Raw genomic sequence first — 15,798 nt, 5'->3', positions numbered from 1 at the left:
GCTGTCGATGTGGGTCGGTTGGTTGGAGTTCGACCTGTTGCTCGGCGATGTGCACTCGCTGAAAGAGAAGCGCTCGGTGGTCCGGCCGATCATCGCCGAACTTCGGAAGTTGTCCGTCTCTGTCGCTGAAAGCGGCAATCAGGATCTGCACCGTCGGGCATCGATCGGCGTTGCCGTGGTGGCGTCCCACCGCACTTTCGTCGTCGACGTGCTCGACGCCGCCGAACGCCAGGTGGCGGCCCGCCCGGAGATCGAGTTGTTGTCCGTGCGGCGGGGTCTGGTCAGCAGCGAGGACTAAATGTTGCGCTTACGGCGCAGCGGCTGCGGCGTCACCGCGCCCGGCGCCAGCCGGCGGGCACTGATCAGGAACGCGGTGTGGCCACGCATCGAATGCTGCGGACGCACCGCGAGGCCGACGACGTCCCAGCCGCGCTGCAGCGACTCCCACGACCGCGGCTCGGTCCAGCACTGCTGCTCGCGCAGCGCCTCGACCGTCTTCGACAACTGGGTGACGGTCGCGACGTAGACGATCAGCACGCCACCCGGGACCAGCGCCTTCGAGACCGTCTCCAGCACGTCCCACGGCGCGAGCATGTCGAGCACCACCCGGTCGACCTGGCCCTCCCCCGTCGCTTCGCTCGCCCCTGATGCCCCGCCGTACGCGTTGAGGTCGGCGATGACCAGGTTCCAGTTCTCGGGCCGCTCGCCGAAGAAGGTCTCGACGTTGCGCACCGCATGCACGGCGTGGTCGTCGCGGACCTCGTAGGAGGTGACGGAACCGCCCGGGCCGACGGCCCGCAGCAGCGAACACGTCAGCGCGCCGGAGCCGGCGCCGGCCTCCAAAACCCTTGCGCCGGGGAAGATGTCGCCCTCGTGCACGATCTGCGCGGCGTCCTTCGGGTAGATGACCTGCGCGCCGCGCGGCATCGAGAGGACGTAGTCGATCAGCAGCGGACGCAGCACCAGGAAGGGGTCGCCGTTGGTGGATTTCACGACGCTGCCCTCGGGCTGGTCGATCACCGAATCGTGGGCGACGATGCCGCGATGGGTGTGGAACTCCCCACCCGTGGCCAGCACCATTGTGTAGTGCCGGCCTTTGGCGTCGGTCAGTTGGACGCGGTCGCCGACGGTGAAGGGTCCGGTGATTCTCACCGGGCCAGCCTGCCAGCCGACCCGTCCCGGCAGACGGCCGGGGTTCGGCAAGTTTGTCGTCGCCCCCGCTTAAGCTGCTGATATGAGTACCGCCAGCGAGGAGCCGAAGGCGGATCGCGCATGACCGCTGCCGCCCCTGTCCGACGGCCGGCGCTGTCGCCGTCGCGGGCCGGTGACTTCAAACAGTGCCCTCTGCTCTACCGGTTCCGGGCCATCGACCGGCTGCCCGAGCCGTCGTCGACCGCCCAGTTGCGCGGATCGGTGGTGCATGCCGCGCTGGAGCAGCTGTACGCACTGCCCGCCATCGACCGCGTGCCGGAGACCGCCCTGTCCCTGGTCATACCGGCCTGGGATGCCGTGGTGACGGAGAAGCCCGAGCTGGCCGAGGAGATCGCGCCCGAGTTGCGGGAGACGTTGCTCAAGGAAGCGCGGGCCCTGCTGGCCGGGTACTACCGGCTGGAGGACCCGACGCGGTTCGACCCGCAGAGCTGCGAACAACGCGTCGAGGTCGAGTTGTCCGACGGCACGCTGCTGCGCGGATTCGTCGACCGGATCGACGTGGCGCCGACCGGCGAGCTGCGAGTCGTCGACTACAAGACCGGCAAGGCGCCGCCGGAGGCGCGGGCGCTGGCCGAGTTCAAGGCCATGTTCCAGATGAAGTTCTACGCGGTGGCCCTGCTCCGCATCCGGGGCGTGGTGCCGGCGCGGCTGCGGCTGCTGTATCTGGCGGACAGCCAGGTGCTGGACTACAGCCCCGATCTGGCCGAGCTGGAGAGGTTCGAGAAGACACTGATGGCCATCTGGCAGGCCATTCAAAAGTCCGGCGAGACCGGTGACTTCCGGCCCAACCCGTCCAAGCTATGTTCCTGGTGCACACACCAAGAACTGTGCCCCGCGTTCGGTGGCACTCCCCCGCCCTATCCGGGCTGGCCAGACAGTTTCGGAATTGCATGATCGACTGCTACTACCGTCGGCTCGACGCCGACGGCGATTTTCAACGCTTCGAATCGACCGAGGGCACCGGCAGTAACTGGGATTCGAGCATTCAGCACGGTTCGCCGCCGCTGGCACTGTTGACCAAGACCATCGAAGAGCTTGCCGCCGGTAGCGGGATGCAGGTGGGCCGGCTGACCCTCGACATTCTGGGTGCGATTCCCGTTGCGCCCGTTGCGGTTCGCGCGTGGGTATCGCGGCCCGGTTCGCGCATCTGCATGATGACCGCGGAGATGACGGCCACCCAGCGGGACGGTTCCGAACGTGCGGTGGCTCGGATGTCGGCGTGGCTGTTGGCCACCAGTGACACCCGGGACGCCGTCATCGATCGGTACCCACCGATGACGCGCGTGCCCGATACCGGGCACCGGCATTCCTGGCAGGGCCGGCCCGGCTATCTGGAGACCGTCACCTGGGTGCCGCAACCCGACGACGCCAACGCGTCGGTGGTCTGGATGCAGCCCCTGATTTCGTTGGTCGACGACGAGGAACTGACCGACCTGCAGCGGCTCGCGATGGTCGTCGATTCCGCCAATGGCGTTGGCGCGACGCTGGATCCGGACGAGTTCATGTTCATGAACACCGACACCACGGTGCACCTGCACCGCGCCCCCGTCGGCCCGGAGTTCTGCCTGCGCGCCCGCGGCTCGATCGGACCCGACGGCCTCGGGTCGACCACGGCCGAGCTGTTCGACGAGCAGGGCTTCATCGGGACGTCAGCACAGACGCTGTTGGTGCAGCGGCGCTGACGTATCGGGTCACTTCGCGACGTCGACGGCCGACATCGGCGCGTCGAAGAAAACGCGCAATGCCGCACGGTCGCCACTGATGTCGACGAGCGGGGCCATGTCGTCAAGCGACAACAAGCCCGCCGAGAGCCCGAGAACAATCTGAGCCTCGGCCGTCAGCACGGCCTCGAGCTTGCGCCCGTCGGGCCAGCCCACCTCGATGCCGGACTTCGTGGCGCACAGCTGGATGGTGACACCGTCGACCACGATTCCCACTGCCGTCGACCGATTTCCCGGAGTGCGTCCGGCGAACAGGGCCGGCAGAGCCACCAGAAATCCGTCGGGGCGGAAGGCATCCCCTTCGGGACCCCGGATCATCAGCGGCGTCGACCAGCGGATCAGTGCATTGATCGGCTCGCGCAGTTGAGCACCCCAGTCGGTGAGGGCGTATGTGATCGCGTTGGCCTCGTCGGACAGGCGCCGTGTCACGACACCAGCGGTTTCGAGGTCTCGAAGCCGGTCCGTCAGCAGATTCGTGGCAATCCCTGCCAGCCCCTCTCTCAGCTCGCCGAAGCGCGCCGGGCCGATCAGGAGCTGGCGGACGATCAGCAAATTCCACCGGTCACCCACCACATCTAGCGCCCTGGCGAGCCCGCAGTATTGGCCGTAATCTCGACTCATCATCTCCTACTTGTAAATTTAAAGTGCAACTGATTATATCAACCATCGAGCGGAGGTGGCTATGACAGTCGCGGACAGGCCGGTTTGGGTCGACAACGAGTTGTATCCGTTCGAAAGCCAATTCATCGACATCGACGGGCACCACATCCACTACATCGATGAAGGCTCGGGCCCCACACTGCTGTTTCTGCACGGCAATCCGACCTGGTCGTTCGACTACAGCCAGGTCATCTCATCCCTGCGCAACGAATTTCGTTGTGTCGCAGTGGACTACCCAGGATTCGGGCTGTCCCATGCGGCTCCGGGCTACCGATATCTGCCCGCTGAACATGCCCGCGTGGTCAGTAGATTCGTGGACGCGCTCGAACTGAGCGAGGTCACGCTGGTGGCCCACGACTGGGGCGGCCCAATCGGCATGGCGGCAATACAGATGCGCCCCGATGTCTTCAATCGGTTGGTGCTGACCAACACCTGGGCCTGGCCGGTCAGCGACCCTCTGATTCAGGTCATGTCGTACGTGATGGGCGGCCCACTTGGGCGCCTGGCGATTCGGCAGCTCAACCTCTTCGTCAACCTCATGATTCCCGTCGGGCACCGGTTGACCAAGCCCACCGCTGCGCAGATGGCCCACTACAAGCACGCCCTCGACAGCCCTGCCCGACGGGAAGGTTCCGCGGTCTTTCCCCGCGAAATCACCTCAAGCAGAACCTTTCTCGCGGAGGTCGAAGCCGGTCTTCCAGATATCGCGGCACTGCCGACGTTGATCATCTGGGGTGATGCCGACTTCGCGTTCGGCGACAATGAACTACGACGGTGGCAACAGACCTTCGCCGACCCTCGGACCGTGGTCGTCGAAGGCGCCGGCCACTACGTCCCCTCCGACGCTCCCGAGCAATTCGCGGCAGCGATCCGCGACTGGCACATGTCGTCGGGGTCGTGATGGTCGCGGACCCGCTGGCTCGCATGAACCCAACGCGCCGCAAGGCCGGGATCCTGGCCGCTGTCTACGTCGCGGTCCTGGCCATCAACCTCGACGTCACAATCGTCAACGTCGCCTTACCCAGCATCGCGACCCAACTTCACGCGGATACCCGTGGCCTGCAATGGGTCGTCGACGGCTACAACCTCAGCTTCGCCGCGCTCGTACTGGCGGCCGGCAGCCTGTCGGACCGCTACGGGCACAGGCCTGCCCTGCTGATCGGGTTGCTCGGCTTCGCTGCCACCAGCGGAATCGGCGCGCTCGCCACCACCACTGGAGCACTGGTCGCGGCGAGATTCGGCATGGGAGTATTTGCCGCGCTGATCTTCCCCACCACCTTGTCGATCATCACCAACGCCTTCTCCGATCGCCGGCAACGCGCCGCTGCCCTCGGCGGCTGGGGTGCGGTCGTCGGCGTCGGTGTCGCGGCTGGACCGGTCACAGGAGGCCTTCTGCTCGAACACTTTTCATGGAGCAGCGTCTTTTGGGCCCTCATCCCGTTGGCGCTGCTGGCAGCAGCGCTCGCAGTCATCCTGGTGCCGGAATCACGTGACCCGGGCGTGCCCCCACTCGACATCCGCGGCCTGATCACATCGATCGCCCTGCTGGGGATTCTCGTCTACACCATCATCGAAGCCCCTGTCCGAGGCTGGCACAGCCCCGCGACGCTGTTCGGCTTTGTGGCTGCCGCAGCGCTGGCACTAGCGTTCGTAACCGTCGAACAGGCAGCCGAGCATCCGATGCTCGATGTCAGGCTGTTCGCCGACCGCAGATTCAGCGCCGCCAGCGCGTCCGTAGCCGTCGCGTTCTTCTCGCTGTCCGGCTTCATCTTCATCATCACGCAGTACTTCCAAGTGCTCCGCGGATTCAGCCCGCTTTCAACCGGTGCCCGAATCCTGCCCGTCGCAGGATCCATCGCAGTCGGCTCCATCGTCGGCGGTCTGCTCGCACCACGCGTCGGTACCCGCGCGGTGGTGGTGAGCGGACTGACTTCCTTCGGCAGCGCGATGGCCTGGATCGCAGGCAGCATCGACACCGACACGCCCTACTGGACCACGATCGTTGCCCAGATGCTGCTCATGGGCCTGGGCATCGGCCTGATCTCCACTCCCGCAACCGAATCCATCATGCTCGTACTGCCGCCGGCCCGGGCTGGTGTCGGCTCAGCGGTCAACGACGCCACGCGCGAACTCGGCTCGACACTGGGCGTAGCCATCGTCGGTTCACTGTTCTCCTCGGTCTTCAGCGCCCGCCTCGTTGACAGTGCATTCGCGACAACTGGGAAAGCCGGTGAGGCCGGCGACTCCGTGCCGACCGCGTTCGGGATCGCCGCCACGAATTCCGAACTTCTTGCAGCCGTGCAACATTCATTCCTCAATGGCCTCACCGCGGCCTGCATCGTAGTCGCCGCGTTATGCTATGTCGCCGCTGCCGCCGGAGTCATTGCGCTGCCCGGTCGACGGTTTCAACCGCCGATCATCACGACGAGCACCGCGGACGAGGAAGGTGCAGCAACTCGTCAGCTCGGGCGGCCGGCCGTGATCACTCGCAGTACCTGATCGGTGCCGTCGCCCGGCCAAAAGGCGTGCATTGCCCAGGTCGCGCCGGCGCGGGCGAACTCGGCCGCATCGGTGCCCGGACGAGTCTTCACGGCGATATCGAAACCTTTACGGCTGCCGCGTAATTGGTCGATGGTGTCGGCGATCTGGGCCACCGTCGACGCGTCGCCGGTGAGCGGAAATATGCCGTCATGGCGGGCGGCACGTTCGATGGGCTTGCCGCTGTGACGTGCGGTGCCGAACCACAACGGGATGCGCACCTGCTGCGCCGAGTCCGGCAGCGCACGCACATTCTCGGCGACCAGCTGACCACGATGCGTGACAGTTTCACCGGCCCACAGGGAAGTCAATACTCCGACACCTTCATCGAGCAAACCCCCGAGTCGCCGTGCGTCGGCATCCTCGCCGAAGGCAGAGTATTCCCGGCCCCGATCGTCGCCGGTGCCCAAACCCACGGTCAGCCGCCCACGACTCAGCCGATCCAATGTCAGGGTTTCCCGTGCCAGTTTGACGATGCGACGGCGCGGTAGCGGTGTCACCATCGGCCCCAACCTGATTCGACTCGTGCTGGACGCAGCAGCCGCCAATGCGACCCACGGATCGGCGATTTCCCACTGGCCGCCGATCGGGCTCAGTACATGGTCCCAGAGGAATAGGCCGTCCCAGCCCGATTCCTCGGCGGCGATCGCGATATCGACGATGGCTTGAGGGTCGGCCAATTCGCCGAACGGCGGCAGGAAGATTGCGTGGCGCACCACGACACCGTAACACCGAGCCCACGTTCAGCCTGCCGCCGAGAGCGCCGGAAAATGCCATCCGCACCACGCTTCCTATCGGTTCACCTGCTATCCGAATGAACTGGTGCACAAGACCTTTGACGGGTGGACCGCAACCGAATCACTCCGATTTCCGCGGTCCAGCGCTGAACGGTGCAAGCAGGAATTCGTCGACGAATCTGGCGAAGGTGTCGTCGACGAAGGCGGGGTCGGGGGCGGTGAAGAACTCGATGATCAAGCCCTGGAAGGTGGCCAGAGCGATGCGTGAGCGGGTTTCTGCGATGTGATCGGGCATTCCGAGCGAGAGGAGGCGCGCTTTGGAGTTGCGGGTCAGCAAAGACAAGGTGTCCCAGGTGTATTCGCGGTACGGGCTGTCGAGCCCGCATGCCGCGCCAAAGATTTGCAGCACGACCCGCAGGCTGTCGCGGCGTTCTCCGCGCGTGCACTCGTACCAGTCCTCGAAACACCATTGCCTATGTGCAGCGATGGAATCCGGCAAATCGAGCTCGTCGGTTTCCGGTATCGCCGCGCGCTGCTGACGGTGCAAGACCTCGAGCATGAGCTTTTCCTTGGTGCCGAAGTAGTACACCAGCATGCGGGCGCTCGTTCCCATCTCGGCAGCGAGCTCGCGCATGGAGGTATCGACCACACCGGTGCGCGCCAAAATGGCACCGGCGCAGGCCAATAGCTCTTCACGTTTCGCATGGTCGAACGGACGCGGCACGCTTGACTGTAACAGTTGCTTCGGATACTGATGGTGAGGTGCGGTTGAACACGAGGGCGGGGGGCGCTCGGTGAGCTTGGTTCGCGATGACGCCGATTCAGCGACCGACGACACCCAGGCTGATACGTCAACGGCCGGTGCCGGTCGACCGGTGCGTACCACCCGATGGGTCGCGATCCTCGCCGGCCTGGTGGGAGTCGTTGCGAGCGTTCTGATCCCGGTGTTGCCGGTTGTCCAGACCACCGCGACGCTGAACTGGCCGCAAGCTGGGCAGCTGGGCAACGTCACCGCGCCGCTGGTCTCGTTGACGCCGATATCGCTGACAGCATCGGTGCCGTGCAGTCTGATTCGCGATATGCCGGCCTCAGGCGGATTGGTTCTGGGGACGGCGCCCGCGGCAGGTAAGCAAGCGATGCTCAATGGGCTCTTCATCACCGCTACCGCACAGCGCGTCGATGTGGTCGCGCGCAACATCGTCATTCTCACTGTGCCGCGCAGTCGCTTGAGCGCCCCGCAATGTCAGCAACTGCAGCTCTCGTCGTCGACGGCAGGCACCTTCGCCTCGATCAGCGGCCTGACCGCCCCAGATACCGGCACTCAACTACGCAGCGGCTTCGCTGATCCGAACCTGCGGCCCCAGATCGTTGGAGTGTTCACCGACCTGACCGGCCCCGCCCCATCCGTGCTCACCTTCTCGGCAACGATCGACACCCGATTCACCAGCTCTCCCTCGCCGTTGAAGGCGGCGGCGATGGCTGCCGGCGTTACGGGCACAATCGTTGCGCTACTGGCGTTGTGGCGCCTCGATCGCCTCGACGGACGTCGCGCCCGGCGTCTCATACCCACCCGGTGGCGAGCCTTCACCGCCGTGGATGTCACGGTGATCGCGGTGTCCGTGTTCTGGTACGTCGCCGGCGCGGGTTCCTCCGACGACGGCTACCAATTCGGCATGTCCAACACGGCCAGTCACGCCGGGTACATGGCCAATTACTTCCGCTGGTTCGGCAGCCCCGAGGATCCGTTCGGCTGGTACTACGACCTGATCGCCGCAATGACGCACATCAGTCACGCCAGCCTGTGGCTACGGCTGCCGGACTTGATCTGTGCGCTGGTGTGCTGGCTGCTGCTGTCCCGAGAGGTGCTCCCCCGACTCGGCCCCGCCGAAGCCACCAGCCCCGCGGCCGCGTGGGCCGCGGCCTTGGTGTTCATCGCGGCGTGGATGCCCTTCAACAACGGATTACGTCCCGAAGGACAGATCGCCACCGGCGCCCTGATCACCTACGTTCTGGTGGAACGGGCGATCATCACCCGCCGCCTCACGCCGGTCGGGCTGGCGATCGTCGTGGCCGCTTTCACCTTGGGCATCCAGCCCACCGGGATCATCGCGGCCGCCGTCTTGCTGGCCGGCGGACGTCCCATCGTGCGCATCATCGTCGCCCGCGCACGAACGGTCGGGTTCGCGCCGGTGTTGTTGCCGCTGGCCGCAGCCGGATTCGTCGTGCTGACAGTCGTTTTCGCGGACCAGACCCTGGCTGCGGTGGGCGAGGCAACCGCGGTACGCACCGCCATCGGACCCGCCCAGCCCTGGTACACCGAGAACCTCCGGTACTTCTACCTGATCTTGCCGACCACCGACGCCGCCCTGTCGCGCCGCTTCGGAATCTTGATGACCATGGCGTGCGTCTTCCCCTCGATGCTGTTGCTGTTGCGCCGCAAACGAATTCCCGGGGTTGCCACCGGCCCCGTGTGGCGGCTGATCGGCGTCATCTTCGCGACCTTGTTCCTGCTGACTTTCGCCCCGACGAAGTGGATTCACCACTTCGGCCTGTTCGCCGCCGTCGGTGCCGCGATGGCAGCGGTGGCCACCGTGCTGCTCGGTCCGACGGTGCTGCGTTCCCTGCGCAACCGGATGGCGTTCCTGTCGGTCGTGCTCTTCGTCCTGGCTCTGTGTTTCGCCTCCACCAACGGGTTTTGGTACGTCTCCAGCTACGGCGTGCCGTTCAACGACAGCAGCCCCCACTGGGGACCGGTCACCGTCAGCGCTGTTCTGTTCGCGCTGTGCCTGCTGGCCGCCGGCTACGCGGGGTGGCTCCACCTGGCCCCGCCCGCCCGCCACGAATCCCGCCTCACCCAGCTGCTGACCGGCGCACCGGTACCGATTGCGGCCGGGGCCATGGTGCTGGTGTGCGTCGGGTCGATGCTGACCGGAGCGATCAAGGAATACCCGAGTTACTCCAATGGCTGGGCCAACCTGCGCGAGCTCGCCGGCGGCTGCGGCCTGGCCGACGACGTCCTCGTCGAACCTGACGCCAACGCCGGGTTCCTCACGCCTGAAGCCGGGCGCTACGGGCCCTTGGGCCCGTTGGGCGGAGCCGATCCGATCGGCTTCGATCCGAACGGTGTACCCGAACACACACTGGCAGAGTCGATTTGGCAGGACCACCCCAAATCGGGAACCGACTACGACTGGGACGCTCCCACCGCCCTGGACGCACTCGGAGCCAACGGCTCCAGCGTCGTCTTGCCCTACGGCCTGGACCCCGCCCGAGTGCCGATCGCCGGCAGCTTCACCGACGGTGCTCAACGCGTCAGCAGGCTCACCTCCGCGTGGTATCGACTCCCCGCCGCCGATGCCGCCCACCCACTGGTGGTCATCACCGCCGCCGGCACCATCACCGGCAACAGCGTCCTGTCCGGACACACCGCAGCCCAAACCGTCGCGCTGGAATACGGCACCCGCGGCCCCGACGGCACACCCACCGCCCAAGGCCGACTCACGCCGTACGACATCGGCCCACAACCAGCCTGGCGCAACCTGCGCTTCCCGCGAACCCAGATTCCCTCCGACGCCCAGTACGTCCGAGTGATTGCCGAAGACGACTCGCTGGACGTCGGCGACTGGGTGGCCGTCACTCCGCCCCGCCTGCCCGAATTACGTTCGCTCCAAGAGCATTTGGGCTCGACACAGCCGATCTTGCTGGACTGGGCCGTAGGCTTGGTGTTCCCCTGCCAGCAGCCCATGCTGCACGCCAACGGCGTCACACAGGTCCCCACCTACCGCATCTCCCCGGACTACCCCGCCAAGATCGAAATGCCCGACACCTGGCAATCCGGCGAAAACGGCGGCCCATTGGGAATCACAGACCTGCTGTTGCGCGCCCACGTGATACCCACTTACCTCTCGCGCGACTGGGGCCGAGACTGGGGATCGCTGCGCCGATTCACACCCATCGCTGATGCCCCCGAAGCGCATCTCGACCTCGGCACCGCTACCCGCAGCGGACTGTGGAGCCCCGGCCCCATCCGCATCGGACCGTAGGCAACGAGACGCAGTTGGAAATCCTGTCAGCCCACTTATATTTACTTGCATCTATATAGACGCCTAGGCATACTGACTTCATGGACGTCTTCGAAGCGGTCGCCGAACCGAATCGGCGCGCGCTGCTCGACGTACTCGCCGAGGGCGAGTGCACGGCCGGTGAACTGGTCGCCACCCTCCCGGGCCTGACCCAGCCCACGGTCTCCCGTCACCTCCGGGTGCTGCGCGAGGTGGGGCTGGTCGAGGTCCGGCCCGATGCCCAGCGACGCATCTACGCGCTGCGCGCCGACGGCCTGGTCGAGATGGACCAGTGGATCGACCGCTACCGCCGCTACTGGACCAACCATCTGGACGCCCTTGAGCGTCATCTTGATTCGACATTCGAGGAGGAACATGGCAACCGATGAACTCGAGGGCGTCGTCACGATCGACGGCGACCGCGCAACGCTGACGTTCGAGCGTCGACTGCGGCACCCCGTCGAACGGGTATGGGCCGCAATCACCGAGCCCGCGCATCGCGACATCTGGATGGGCAAGTCCGTCATCGACGGCCGCGAGGGCGGCTCGATCGAAACGGTCGCCTCCGGTCCACCGGTGCCACCGGACATGAAGCGCATGACCGGGCGCATCCTGGTCTGGGATCCGCCGCACGTGTTCGAGCACGAATGGCACCAGCAGATCGTCGAACCCGGCGTGGTCCGTTACGAACTCACCGCAGACGGCACCGGCACCCTGCTCCGGATGACCCATCGCGGCCTCGGAGTGCCCAACGCCAACGGATTCCGGCCCGGCACACAGGCTTTCCTCGACCGGCTGCAGGCGCTGCTCGACGGCACTCCCCTACCCAGCTGGCTGGAGCGCTACGCCGAGATCGCCGGCCACAGCCCTCTCGACATCCCACCCACAGTTCCACCCGCCTAGGAGAAATTGATGTCGGACAACACCTTTCACGACGCCCCGTCGGTGGTCGTCGCCTACCAGTCCGGGTTCGGCCACACCGCATTCCTGGCCGCGGCAGTGGCCGCCGGCGCTCGGTCCGCGGGCGCGGCCGTCACCCCGATCCGGTTGGCTGATGTGAGCGAACACGATTGGCAGGTACTCGACGCGGCCGACGCGATCATCTTCGGCACCGCCACCTACATGGGCAACGTGTCGGCGGCGTTTCAGACGTTCGCCGAGCAGACGGGCCGTCGCTGCCAACAGGGCACCTGGCGCGACAAAGTGGCGGCAGGCTTCACCAACTCTGGAAGCAAGAGCGGCGACAAGCTCAATGCGCTTGTCTCACTGGCGGTTTTCGCCGCTCAGCATCACATGCACTGGGTCAATCTGGGTCTCGGTCCGGGCTGGAATCACTCCACGGCGAGCGAGGACGAACTGAACCGACTGGGCTTCTGGCTGGGTGCCGCCGCGGCGACCGACGTCGACGCAAATCCCGACGGGGTACACCCCTCTGACGTCGCGACCTGCGAGCACCTGGGCCGGCGGGTCGCCGAGGTCACTCGGCAGCTGGTCGCCGGACGCGCTGTCGCGCAGGCTGTTACACAGCCCGTTACTGCAGGGGCCTGAGCCCCTCGAGCATCGTCGGCACCAACTCGGCAACGGTCGGGTGGATGTGCACGGTGTGCGTCATGGTGGTGTACGGGGCTTTGGCGGACATCAGATCGAGAATGCAGTGCACCACCTCGTCGCCGCCGACGCCGAGAATGGCCGCGCCGAGAATCTGGTTGGTCTCGGCGTCGACCACGACCTTCATGAAGCCCTGGGTCTCGCCTTTTTCGATCGCCCGGCCGACGCGGGTCATCGGACGCTTACCCACCAACGCCTTTCGCCCTGACGCCCGAACCTGGGCCTCGGTCATGCCGGCCCGCCCCAGCGGCGGGTCGATGTACAGCGCGTAGGTGGGGATGCGGTCACTGACCCGGCGTGGTTCGTTGTCGAGCAGGTTGGCTGCGACGATCTCGAAGTCGTTGTACGACGTGTGGGTGAACGCGCCCTTCCCGTTGCAGTCACCCATGGCCCAGATGTGGTCGACGGTGGTGCGCAGCTGGTCGTCGACGGTGATGTATCCCCTGGAGTCGGTTGCCACCCCGGCCTTTTCGAGCCCCAGATCGTCGGTGTTGGGCACCCGGCCGACGGCGACCAGGAGGTGTGAGCCCGATACGACGGCGCTACCGGTGCTAACCGCCACTCCGTCACCGTCCTTGGCAACGCGAATCTCGCCGGCGCCCAAATGGATGGTGATGCCCTCGCGCTCCAGGATGTCCTTGATGGCGACGCAGACGTCGTCGTCTTCGCGGGACGCCAGCCGTGGCCCGCGTTCGACCACAGTGACCTCGGCGCCGAACCGGCGGAACATCTGCGCGAACTCGAGCCCGATGTAGCTGCCGCCGATGATCACCAGATGCTCTGGCACGGTGTCGAGTTCGAGGATGCCGACGTTGGTGAGGTAGTCGACGTCGGCCAGACCGGGGATGTCCGGGACCGTCGCGCGGCCACCGGTGTTGAGGAAGATCTGCTTGCCCGTGATCCGTTGGTCACCGACCTGGAGCGTGTGGGGGTCGATGAATCGGGCGTGTCCGCGCAGCAGCGTGCAGCCGTCCATGCCTTCGAGCCAGCTTTCGACGCCGTCGCGGTCCGCGGTGACGATGCCGTCCTTGCGGCCCTTGACTTTTGCCATGTCGACGGTGACTTCGCCGGTACCTATACCGTATTCGGCACCGCGGCGGGCCAGGTGTGCGGCGTAGGCACTGGCGACCAATGTCTTGGTCGGGATACAGCCGTAGTTCACGCAGGTGCCGCCGACTAGCTTGCGCTCCACGACGGCAACGGTCTGGCCGGCGTCGACCAGCCTGCCTGCCAGGGGCGGTCCGGCCTGTCCCGCGCCGACGATGATGGCGTCGAACGCGGTGGCCTCAGACGACATAGGGACCGATCGCGCTCAGAGCGAAGGCCGCTACCGCGAAGCCGCCTCCGACCGCGAGGACATCCTCGGCGAGCGCCACCGGCAGGTCCTTTCCGCCGTTGCGCGCCACCAGGATTCGACGAGCATGGAAGCCCGCCAAGGTACCGATCACCGCGCCGATCATTCCGCCGCCCATGCCGATGAACGTGTGGTGCCAACCCGCGCCGATGACTGCGCCGGCGAACGCACCGGTGAGCAACCGGGCCCCGAACTGCGCAGGCACTGTCCGCGCCGGAGTCTTGGGCAGCTGATCGGTGATCAACTCGACCACCAACAGGATGGTCAGCACCGTCACGGTGATCGGGTGGCCGACCCATTCGGCCCAGGTACCTGCCAACGGCAACCAGCCGAGCTTGGCACCCCAGGCCACCACCGCAGGCGGAGTGAGGGCCCGCAGGCCCGCAACCACACCGATGAGTAAGGCGAACAACAGAACCAGCGCTTGCGTCACGTGACCCTCCAGTCGGAAGTGCAGGTTGTCGAACCTACGGGGACGCTAACACCGGCACGGGTCAGAAGCGACAGAACCGGATATCGGAAGCGAGGATTGCCTTGGCACCAATGGCCGTCAGCTCATCCATGATCGCGTTGACCTCCCGGCGCGGCACCAGGGCACGCACGGCCACCCAGTCGGCATCCGCCAACGGCGCGATGGTCGGCGATTCGAGACCCGGCGTGATCGCCGTCGCCTGCTCCAAAACGGTGCGGGGGCAGTCGTAGTCGAGCATCAGGTACTGCTGCCCGAAGACCACACCCTGGATACGAGCCGCGAGCTGGTCACGGGCCTGATCGGGCGCCGCGTCGGCACGCTCGATCAGCACGCCCTCCGAATCGCACAGCGATTCGCCGAAGGCCACCAGATTGTGCAGCGCCAAGGTCCGACCGGAGCCGACGACGTCAGCGATCGCGTCGGCCACTCCGAGCTGGATCGAGATCTCCACCGCGCCATCGAGGCGGATCACGGTGGCCTCAATCCCCTTGCCGGCCAGGTCTTTCCGCACCAGGTTCGGGTAAGCACTGGCGACGCGCTTGCCGGCGAGGTCGGCCACCGACCAATCCCGCCCGGCGGGCGCGGCGTACCGGAACGTCGACGAGCCGAAGCCCAGCGCCAGCCGCTCACTGACGGGCGCCATCGACTCAGCGGCCAGGTCGCGGCCGGTGATGCCGAAGTCCAGCTGCCCGGACCCCACATAGATCGCAATGTCCTTGGGCCGCAGGAAGAAGAACTCGACCTTGTTGACCGGGTCGACGACCGTCAGGTCCTTGGGATCGGTGCGGCGGCGGTATCCGGCCTCGGACAGGATGTGGGCGGCCGACTCGCTGAGCGCGCCCTTGTTCGGGACGGCGACGCGGAGCATGCCGTTGGTCTCGTTCGTCGCGGTGTTCACAGCTTGCCGTACACGTCGTCGAGGGTCAGGCCGCGCTTGATCATCAGCACCTGCGTCCAGTACAGGAGCTGGCTGATTTCGCCGGCCAGCTCGTCGTCGCTCTCGTATTCGGCGGCGATCCACACTTCGCCGGCCTCTTCGATGATCTTCTTGCCCAGGTGATGCACCCCGGCGTCCAACGCTGCGACGGTGCCGCTGCCGGCCGGCCGGGTCTGCGCTCGCTCACTGAGCTCGGCGAATAGCGCATCGAAGGTCTTCACGGGCTGCAATTGTTTCACGCTGCGGACGTGGGCTGTGCACGTGGCTGCCCGGGGCGCCGCGGCGGCAGCACACCCAGTCTCGAAAAAACTTTGGTCACTTTGTTTTCGCTGGTCACGGTAGGTAACTAGCAGCACATTCGTCACAGCGAAATGTCGGTGATTCGAACTAGTGTTCGAAGTATGGGATTGACCGACGCGGCCGTGATCGAGGAGGCCTACGCCGAGTACGCCGCCGCCGCGGCCCGGATCGCAGCCCTGGACTACACCGGCCTGGACG

17 protein-coding genes are annotated in these 15,798 nt (G+C 66.0%); 9 read left to right on the top strand and 8 right to left on the bottom strand.

Features of this window, described 5'->3' with window-relative positions; genetic code table 11:
- Positions 1 to 7 precede the first annotated feature (7 nt).
- Positions 8 to 298, top strand: coding sequence for a DUF503 domain-containing protein (locus A7G45_RS26380; RefSeq protein WP_260941338.1), 291 nt, complete (start codon positions 8 to 10; stop codon positions 296 to 298).
- Here the strand turns inward: A7G45_RS26380 and A7G45_RS26375 are convergent.
- Positions 295 to 1,152, bottom strand: a complete 858-nt coding sequence (locus A7G45_RS26375; protein WP_260941337.1) for a tRNA (adenine-N1)-methyltransferase — start codon at positions 1,150 to 1,152, stop codon at positions 295 to 297. The genes A7G45_RS26380 and A7G45_RS26375 overlap by 4 nt on opposite strands.
- A 120-nt stretch (positions 1,153 to 1,272) precedes the next feature.
- On the opposite strand from A7G45_RS26375, the gene A7G45_RS26370 reads away from it, so the two are divergent.
- Positions 1,273 to 2,106: a RecB family exonuclease gene (locus A7G45_RS26370; protein ID WP_043986631.1), complete on the top strand. Its 834-nt coding sequence runs from the start codon at positions 1,273 to 1,275 to the stop codon at positions 2,104 to 2,106.
- Entirely contained in the window at positions 2,103 to 2,894 is a 792-nt protein-coding gene (locus A7G45_RS26365) for a thioesterase family protein (RefSeq protein ID WP_260941335.1), read from the top strand. The genes A7G45_RS26370 and A7G45_RS26365 overlap by 4 nt, the downstream gene beginning before the upstream one ends.
- Positions 2,895 to 2,903: 9 nt before the next feature.
- Here A7G45_RS26365 and A7G45_RS26360 read toward each other — a convergent pair whose 3' ends face one another.
- Positions 2,904 to 3,554, bottom strand: coding sequence for a winged helix-turn-helix transcriptional regulator (locus A7G45_RS26360; RefSeq protein ID WP_260941333.1), 651 nt, complete (start codon positions 3,552 to 3,554; stop codon positions 2,904 to 2,906).
- Positions 3,555 to 3,615: 61 nt separating this feature from the next.
- Here A7G45_RS26360 and A7G45_RS26355 point away from each other — a divergent pair, with 61 nt between their 5' ends.
- On the top strand, positions 3,616 to 4,494 hold the full coding sequence (locus A7G45_RS26355; protein WP_260941331.1) for an alpha/beta fold hydrolase: 879 nt from the start codon (positions 3,616 to 3,618) through the stop codon (positions 4,492 to 4,494).
- A 23-nt stretch (positions 4,495 to 4,517) separates the two neighbouring features.
- Positions 4,518 to 6,092 carry an MFS transporter gene (locus A7G45_RS26350; protein ID WP_260941329.1) on the top strand — a complete coding sequence of 525 codons (1,575 nt, stop codon included), beginning with the start codon at positions 4,518 to 4,520 and terminating at the stop codon, positions 6,090 to 6,092.
- On the opposite strand, the gene A7G45_RS26345 is transcribed toward A7G45_RS26350, so the two are convergent.
- Positions 6,053 to 6,847 (bottom strand): LLM class flavin-dependent oxidoreductase, encoded by a 795-nt coding sequence (locus A7G45_RS26345; RefSeq protein WP_260941327.1) that lies wholly within the window; start codon positions 6,845 to 6,847, stop codon positions 6,053 to 6,055. The genes A7G45_RS26350 and A7G45_RS26345 overlap by 40 nt on opposite strands.
- A gap of 142 nt (positions 6,848 to 6,989) precedes the next feature.
- The gene (locus A7G45_RS26340; protein WP_260941325.1) at positions 6,990 to 7,592 is read right to left on the bottom strand and encodes a TetR/AcrR family transcriptional regulator; all 603 of its coding nucleotides are present in this window, start codon (positions 7,590 to 7,592) and stop codon (positions 6,990 to 6,992) included.
- 70 nt (positions 7,593 to 7,662) lie between these two features.
- Here A7G45_RS26340 and A7G45_RS26335 point away from each other — a divergent pair, with 70 nt between their 5' ends.
- The 4 genes from A7G45_RS26335 to A7G45_RS26320 all read left to right on the top strand — a co-directional run bounded on the left by A7G45_RS26335 (position 7,663) and on the right by A7G45_RS26320 (position 12,477).
- Positions 7,663 to 10,911, top strand: coding sequence for an arabinosyltransferase domain-containing protein (locus A7G45_RS26335; RefSeq protein WP_377042123.1), 3,249 nt, complete (start codon positions 7,663 to 7,665; stop codon positions 10,909 to 10,911).
- An 80-nt stretch (positions 10,912 to 10,991) separates the two neighbouring features.
- Positions 10,992 to 11,318: an ArsR/SmtB family transcription factor gene (locus A7G45_RS26330; protein WP_043400991.1), complete on the top strand. Its 327-nt coding sequence runs from the start codon at positions 10,992 to 10,994 to the stop codon at positions 11,316 to 11,318.
- Positions 11,305 to 11,832, top strand: coding sequence for an SRPBCC family protein (locus tag A7G45_RS26325; RefSeq protein ID WP_260941323.1), 528 nt, complete (start codon positions 11,305 to 11,307; stop codon positions 11,830 to 11,832). The genes A7G45_RS26330 and A7G45_RS26325 overlap by 14 nt, the downstream gene beginning before the upstream one ends.
- Positions 11,833 to 11,841: 9 nt before the next feature.
- Positions 11,842 to 12,477: a flavodoxin family protein gene (locus A7G45_RS26320; RefSeq protein WP_260941322.1), complete on the top strand. Its 636-nt coding sequence runs from the start codon at positions 11,842 to 11,844 to the stop codon at positions 12,475 to 12,477.
- Here A7G45_RS26320 and A7G45_RS26315 read toward each other — a convergent pair.
- From A7G45_RS26315 to A7G45_RS26300, 4 genes are all read right to left on the bottom strand, one after another.
- Entirely contained in the window at positions 12,461 to 13,834 is a 1,374-nt protein-coding gene (locus A7G45_RS26315) for an FAD-containing oxidoreductase (RefSeq protein WP_260941320.1), read from the bottom strand. The genes A7G45_RS26320 and A7G45_RS26315 overlap by 17 nt on opposite strands.
- Positions 13,824 to 14,324, bottom strand: a complete 501-nt coding sequence (locus A7G45_RS26310) for a DUF4126 family protein (protein WP_043401051.1) — start codon at positions 14,322 to 14,324, stop codon at positions 13,824 to 13,826. Before A7G45_RS26310 ends, A7G45_RS26315 begins: the two co-directional genes overlap by 11 nt.
- Before the next feature lie 61 nt (positions 14,325 to 14,385).
- The gene (gene hisG / locus A7G45_RS26305; RefSeq protein WP_260941541.1) at positions 14,386 to 15,231 is read right to left on the bottom strand and encodes an ATP phosphoribosyltransferase; all 846 of its coding nucleotides are present in this window, start codon (positions 15,229 to 15,231) and stop codon (positions 14,386 to 14,388) included.
- 26 nt (positions 15,232 to 15,257) lie between these two features.
- Positions 15,258 to 15,539 carry a phosphoribosyl-ATP diphosphatase gene (locus A7G45_RS26300; RefSeq protein ID WP_043401046.1) on the bottom strand — a complete coding sequence of 94 codons (282 nt, stop codon included), beginning with the start codon at positions 15,537 to 15,539 and terminating at the stop codon, positions 15,258 to 15,260.
- Positions 15,540 to 15,798: the final 259 nt, after the last annotated feature.

This window comes from Mycolicibacterium llatzerense (genome assembly GCF_025331195.1).
Classification (GTDB): Bacteria; Actinomycetota; Actinomycetes; order Mycobacteriales; family Mycobacteriaceae; genus Mycobacterium; species Mycobacterium llatzerense.
This window is presented reverse-complemented; position numbering and strand designations above follow the sequence as displayed.

Bases quoted from the DNA above. Each gene is read 5' to 3' on its own strand.
- A7G45_RS26320 (WP_260941322.1), top strand. From the start codon at position 11,842: ATGTCGGACAACACCTTTCACGACGCCCCGTCGGTGGTCGTCGCCTAC.
- A7G45_RS26350 (WP_260941329.1), top strand. From the start codon at position 4,518: ATGAACCCAACGCGCCGCAAGGCCGGGATCCTGGCCGCTGTCTACGTC.
- hisG (WP_260941541.1), bottom strand. From the start codon at position 15,231: ATGCTCCGCGTCGCCGTCCCGAACAAGGGCGCGCTCAGCGAGTCGGCC.
- A7G45_RS26365 (WP_260941335.1), top strand. From the start codon at position 2,103: ATGATCGACTGCTACTACCGTCGGCTCGACGCCGACGGCGATTTTCAA.
- A7G45_RS26315 (WP_260941320.1), bottom strand. From the start codon at position 13,834: ATGTCGTCTGAGGCCACCGCGTTCGACGCCATCATCGTCGGCGCGGGA.
- A7G45_RS26360 (WP_260941333.1), bottom strand. From the start codon at position 3,554: ATGAGTCGAGATTACGGCCAATACTGCGGGCTCGCCAGGGCGCTAGAT.
- A7G45_RS26330 (WP_043400991.1), top strand. From the start codon at position 10,992: ATGGACGTCTTCGAAGCGGTCGCCGAACCGAATCGGCGCGCGCTGCTC.
- A7G45_RS26325 (WP_260941323.1), top strand. From the start codon at position 11,305: ATGGCAACCGATGAACTCGAGGGCGTCGTCACGATCGACGGCGACCGC.
- A7G45_RS26355 (WP_260941331.1), top strand. From the start codon at position 3,616: ATGACAGTCGCGGACAGGCCGGTTTGGGTCGACAACGAGTTGTATCCG.
- A7G45_RS26370 (WP_043986631.1), top strand. From the start codon at position 1,273: ATGACCGCTGCCGCCCCTGTCCGACGGCCGGCGCTGTCGCCGTCGCGG.
- A7G45_RS26380 (WP_260941338.1), top strand. From the start codon at position 8: ATGTGGGTCGGTTGGTTGGAGTTCGACCTGTTGCTCGGCGATGTGCAC.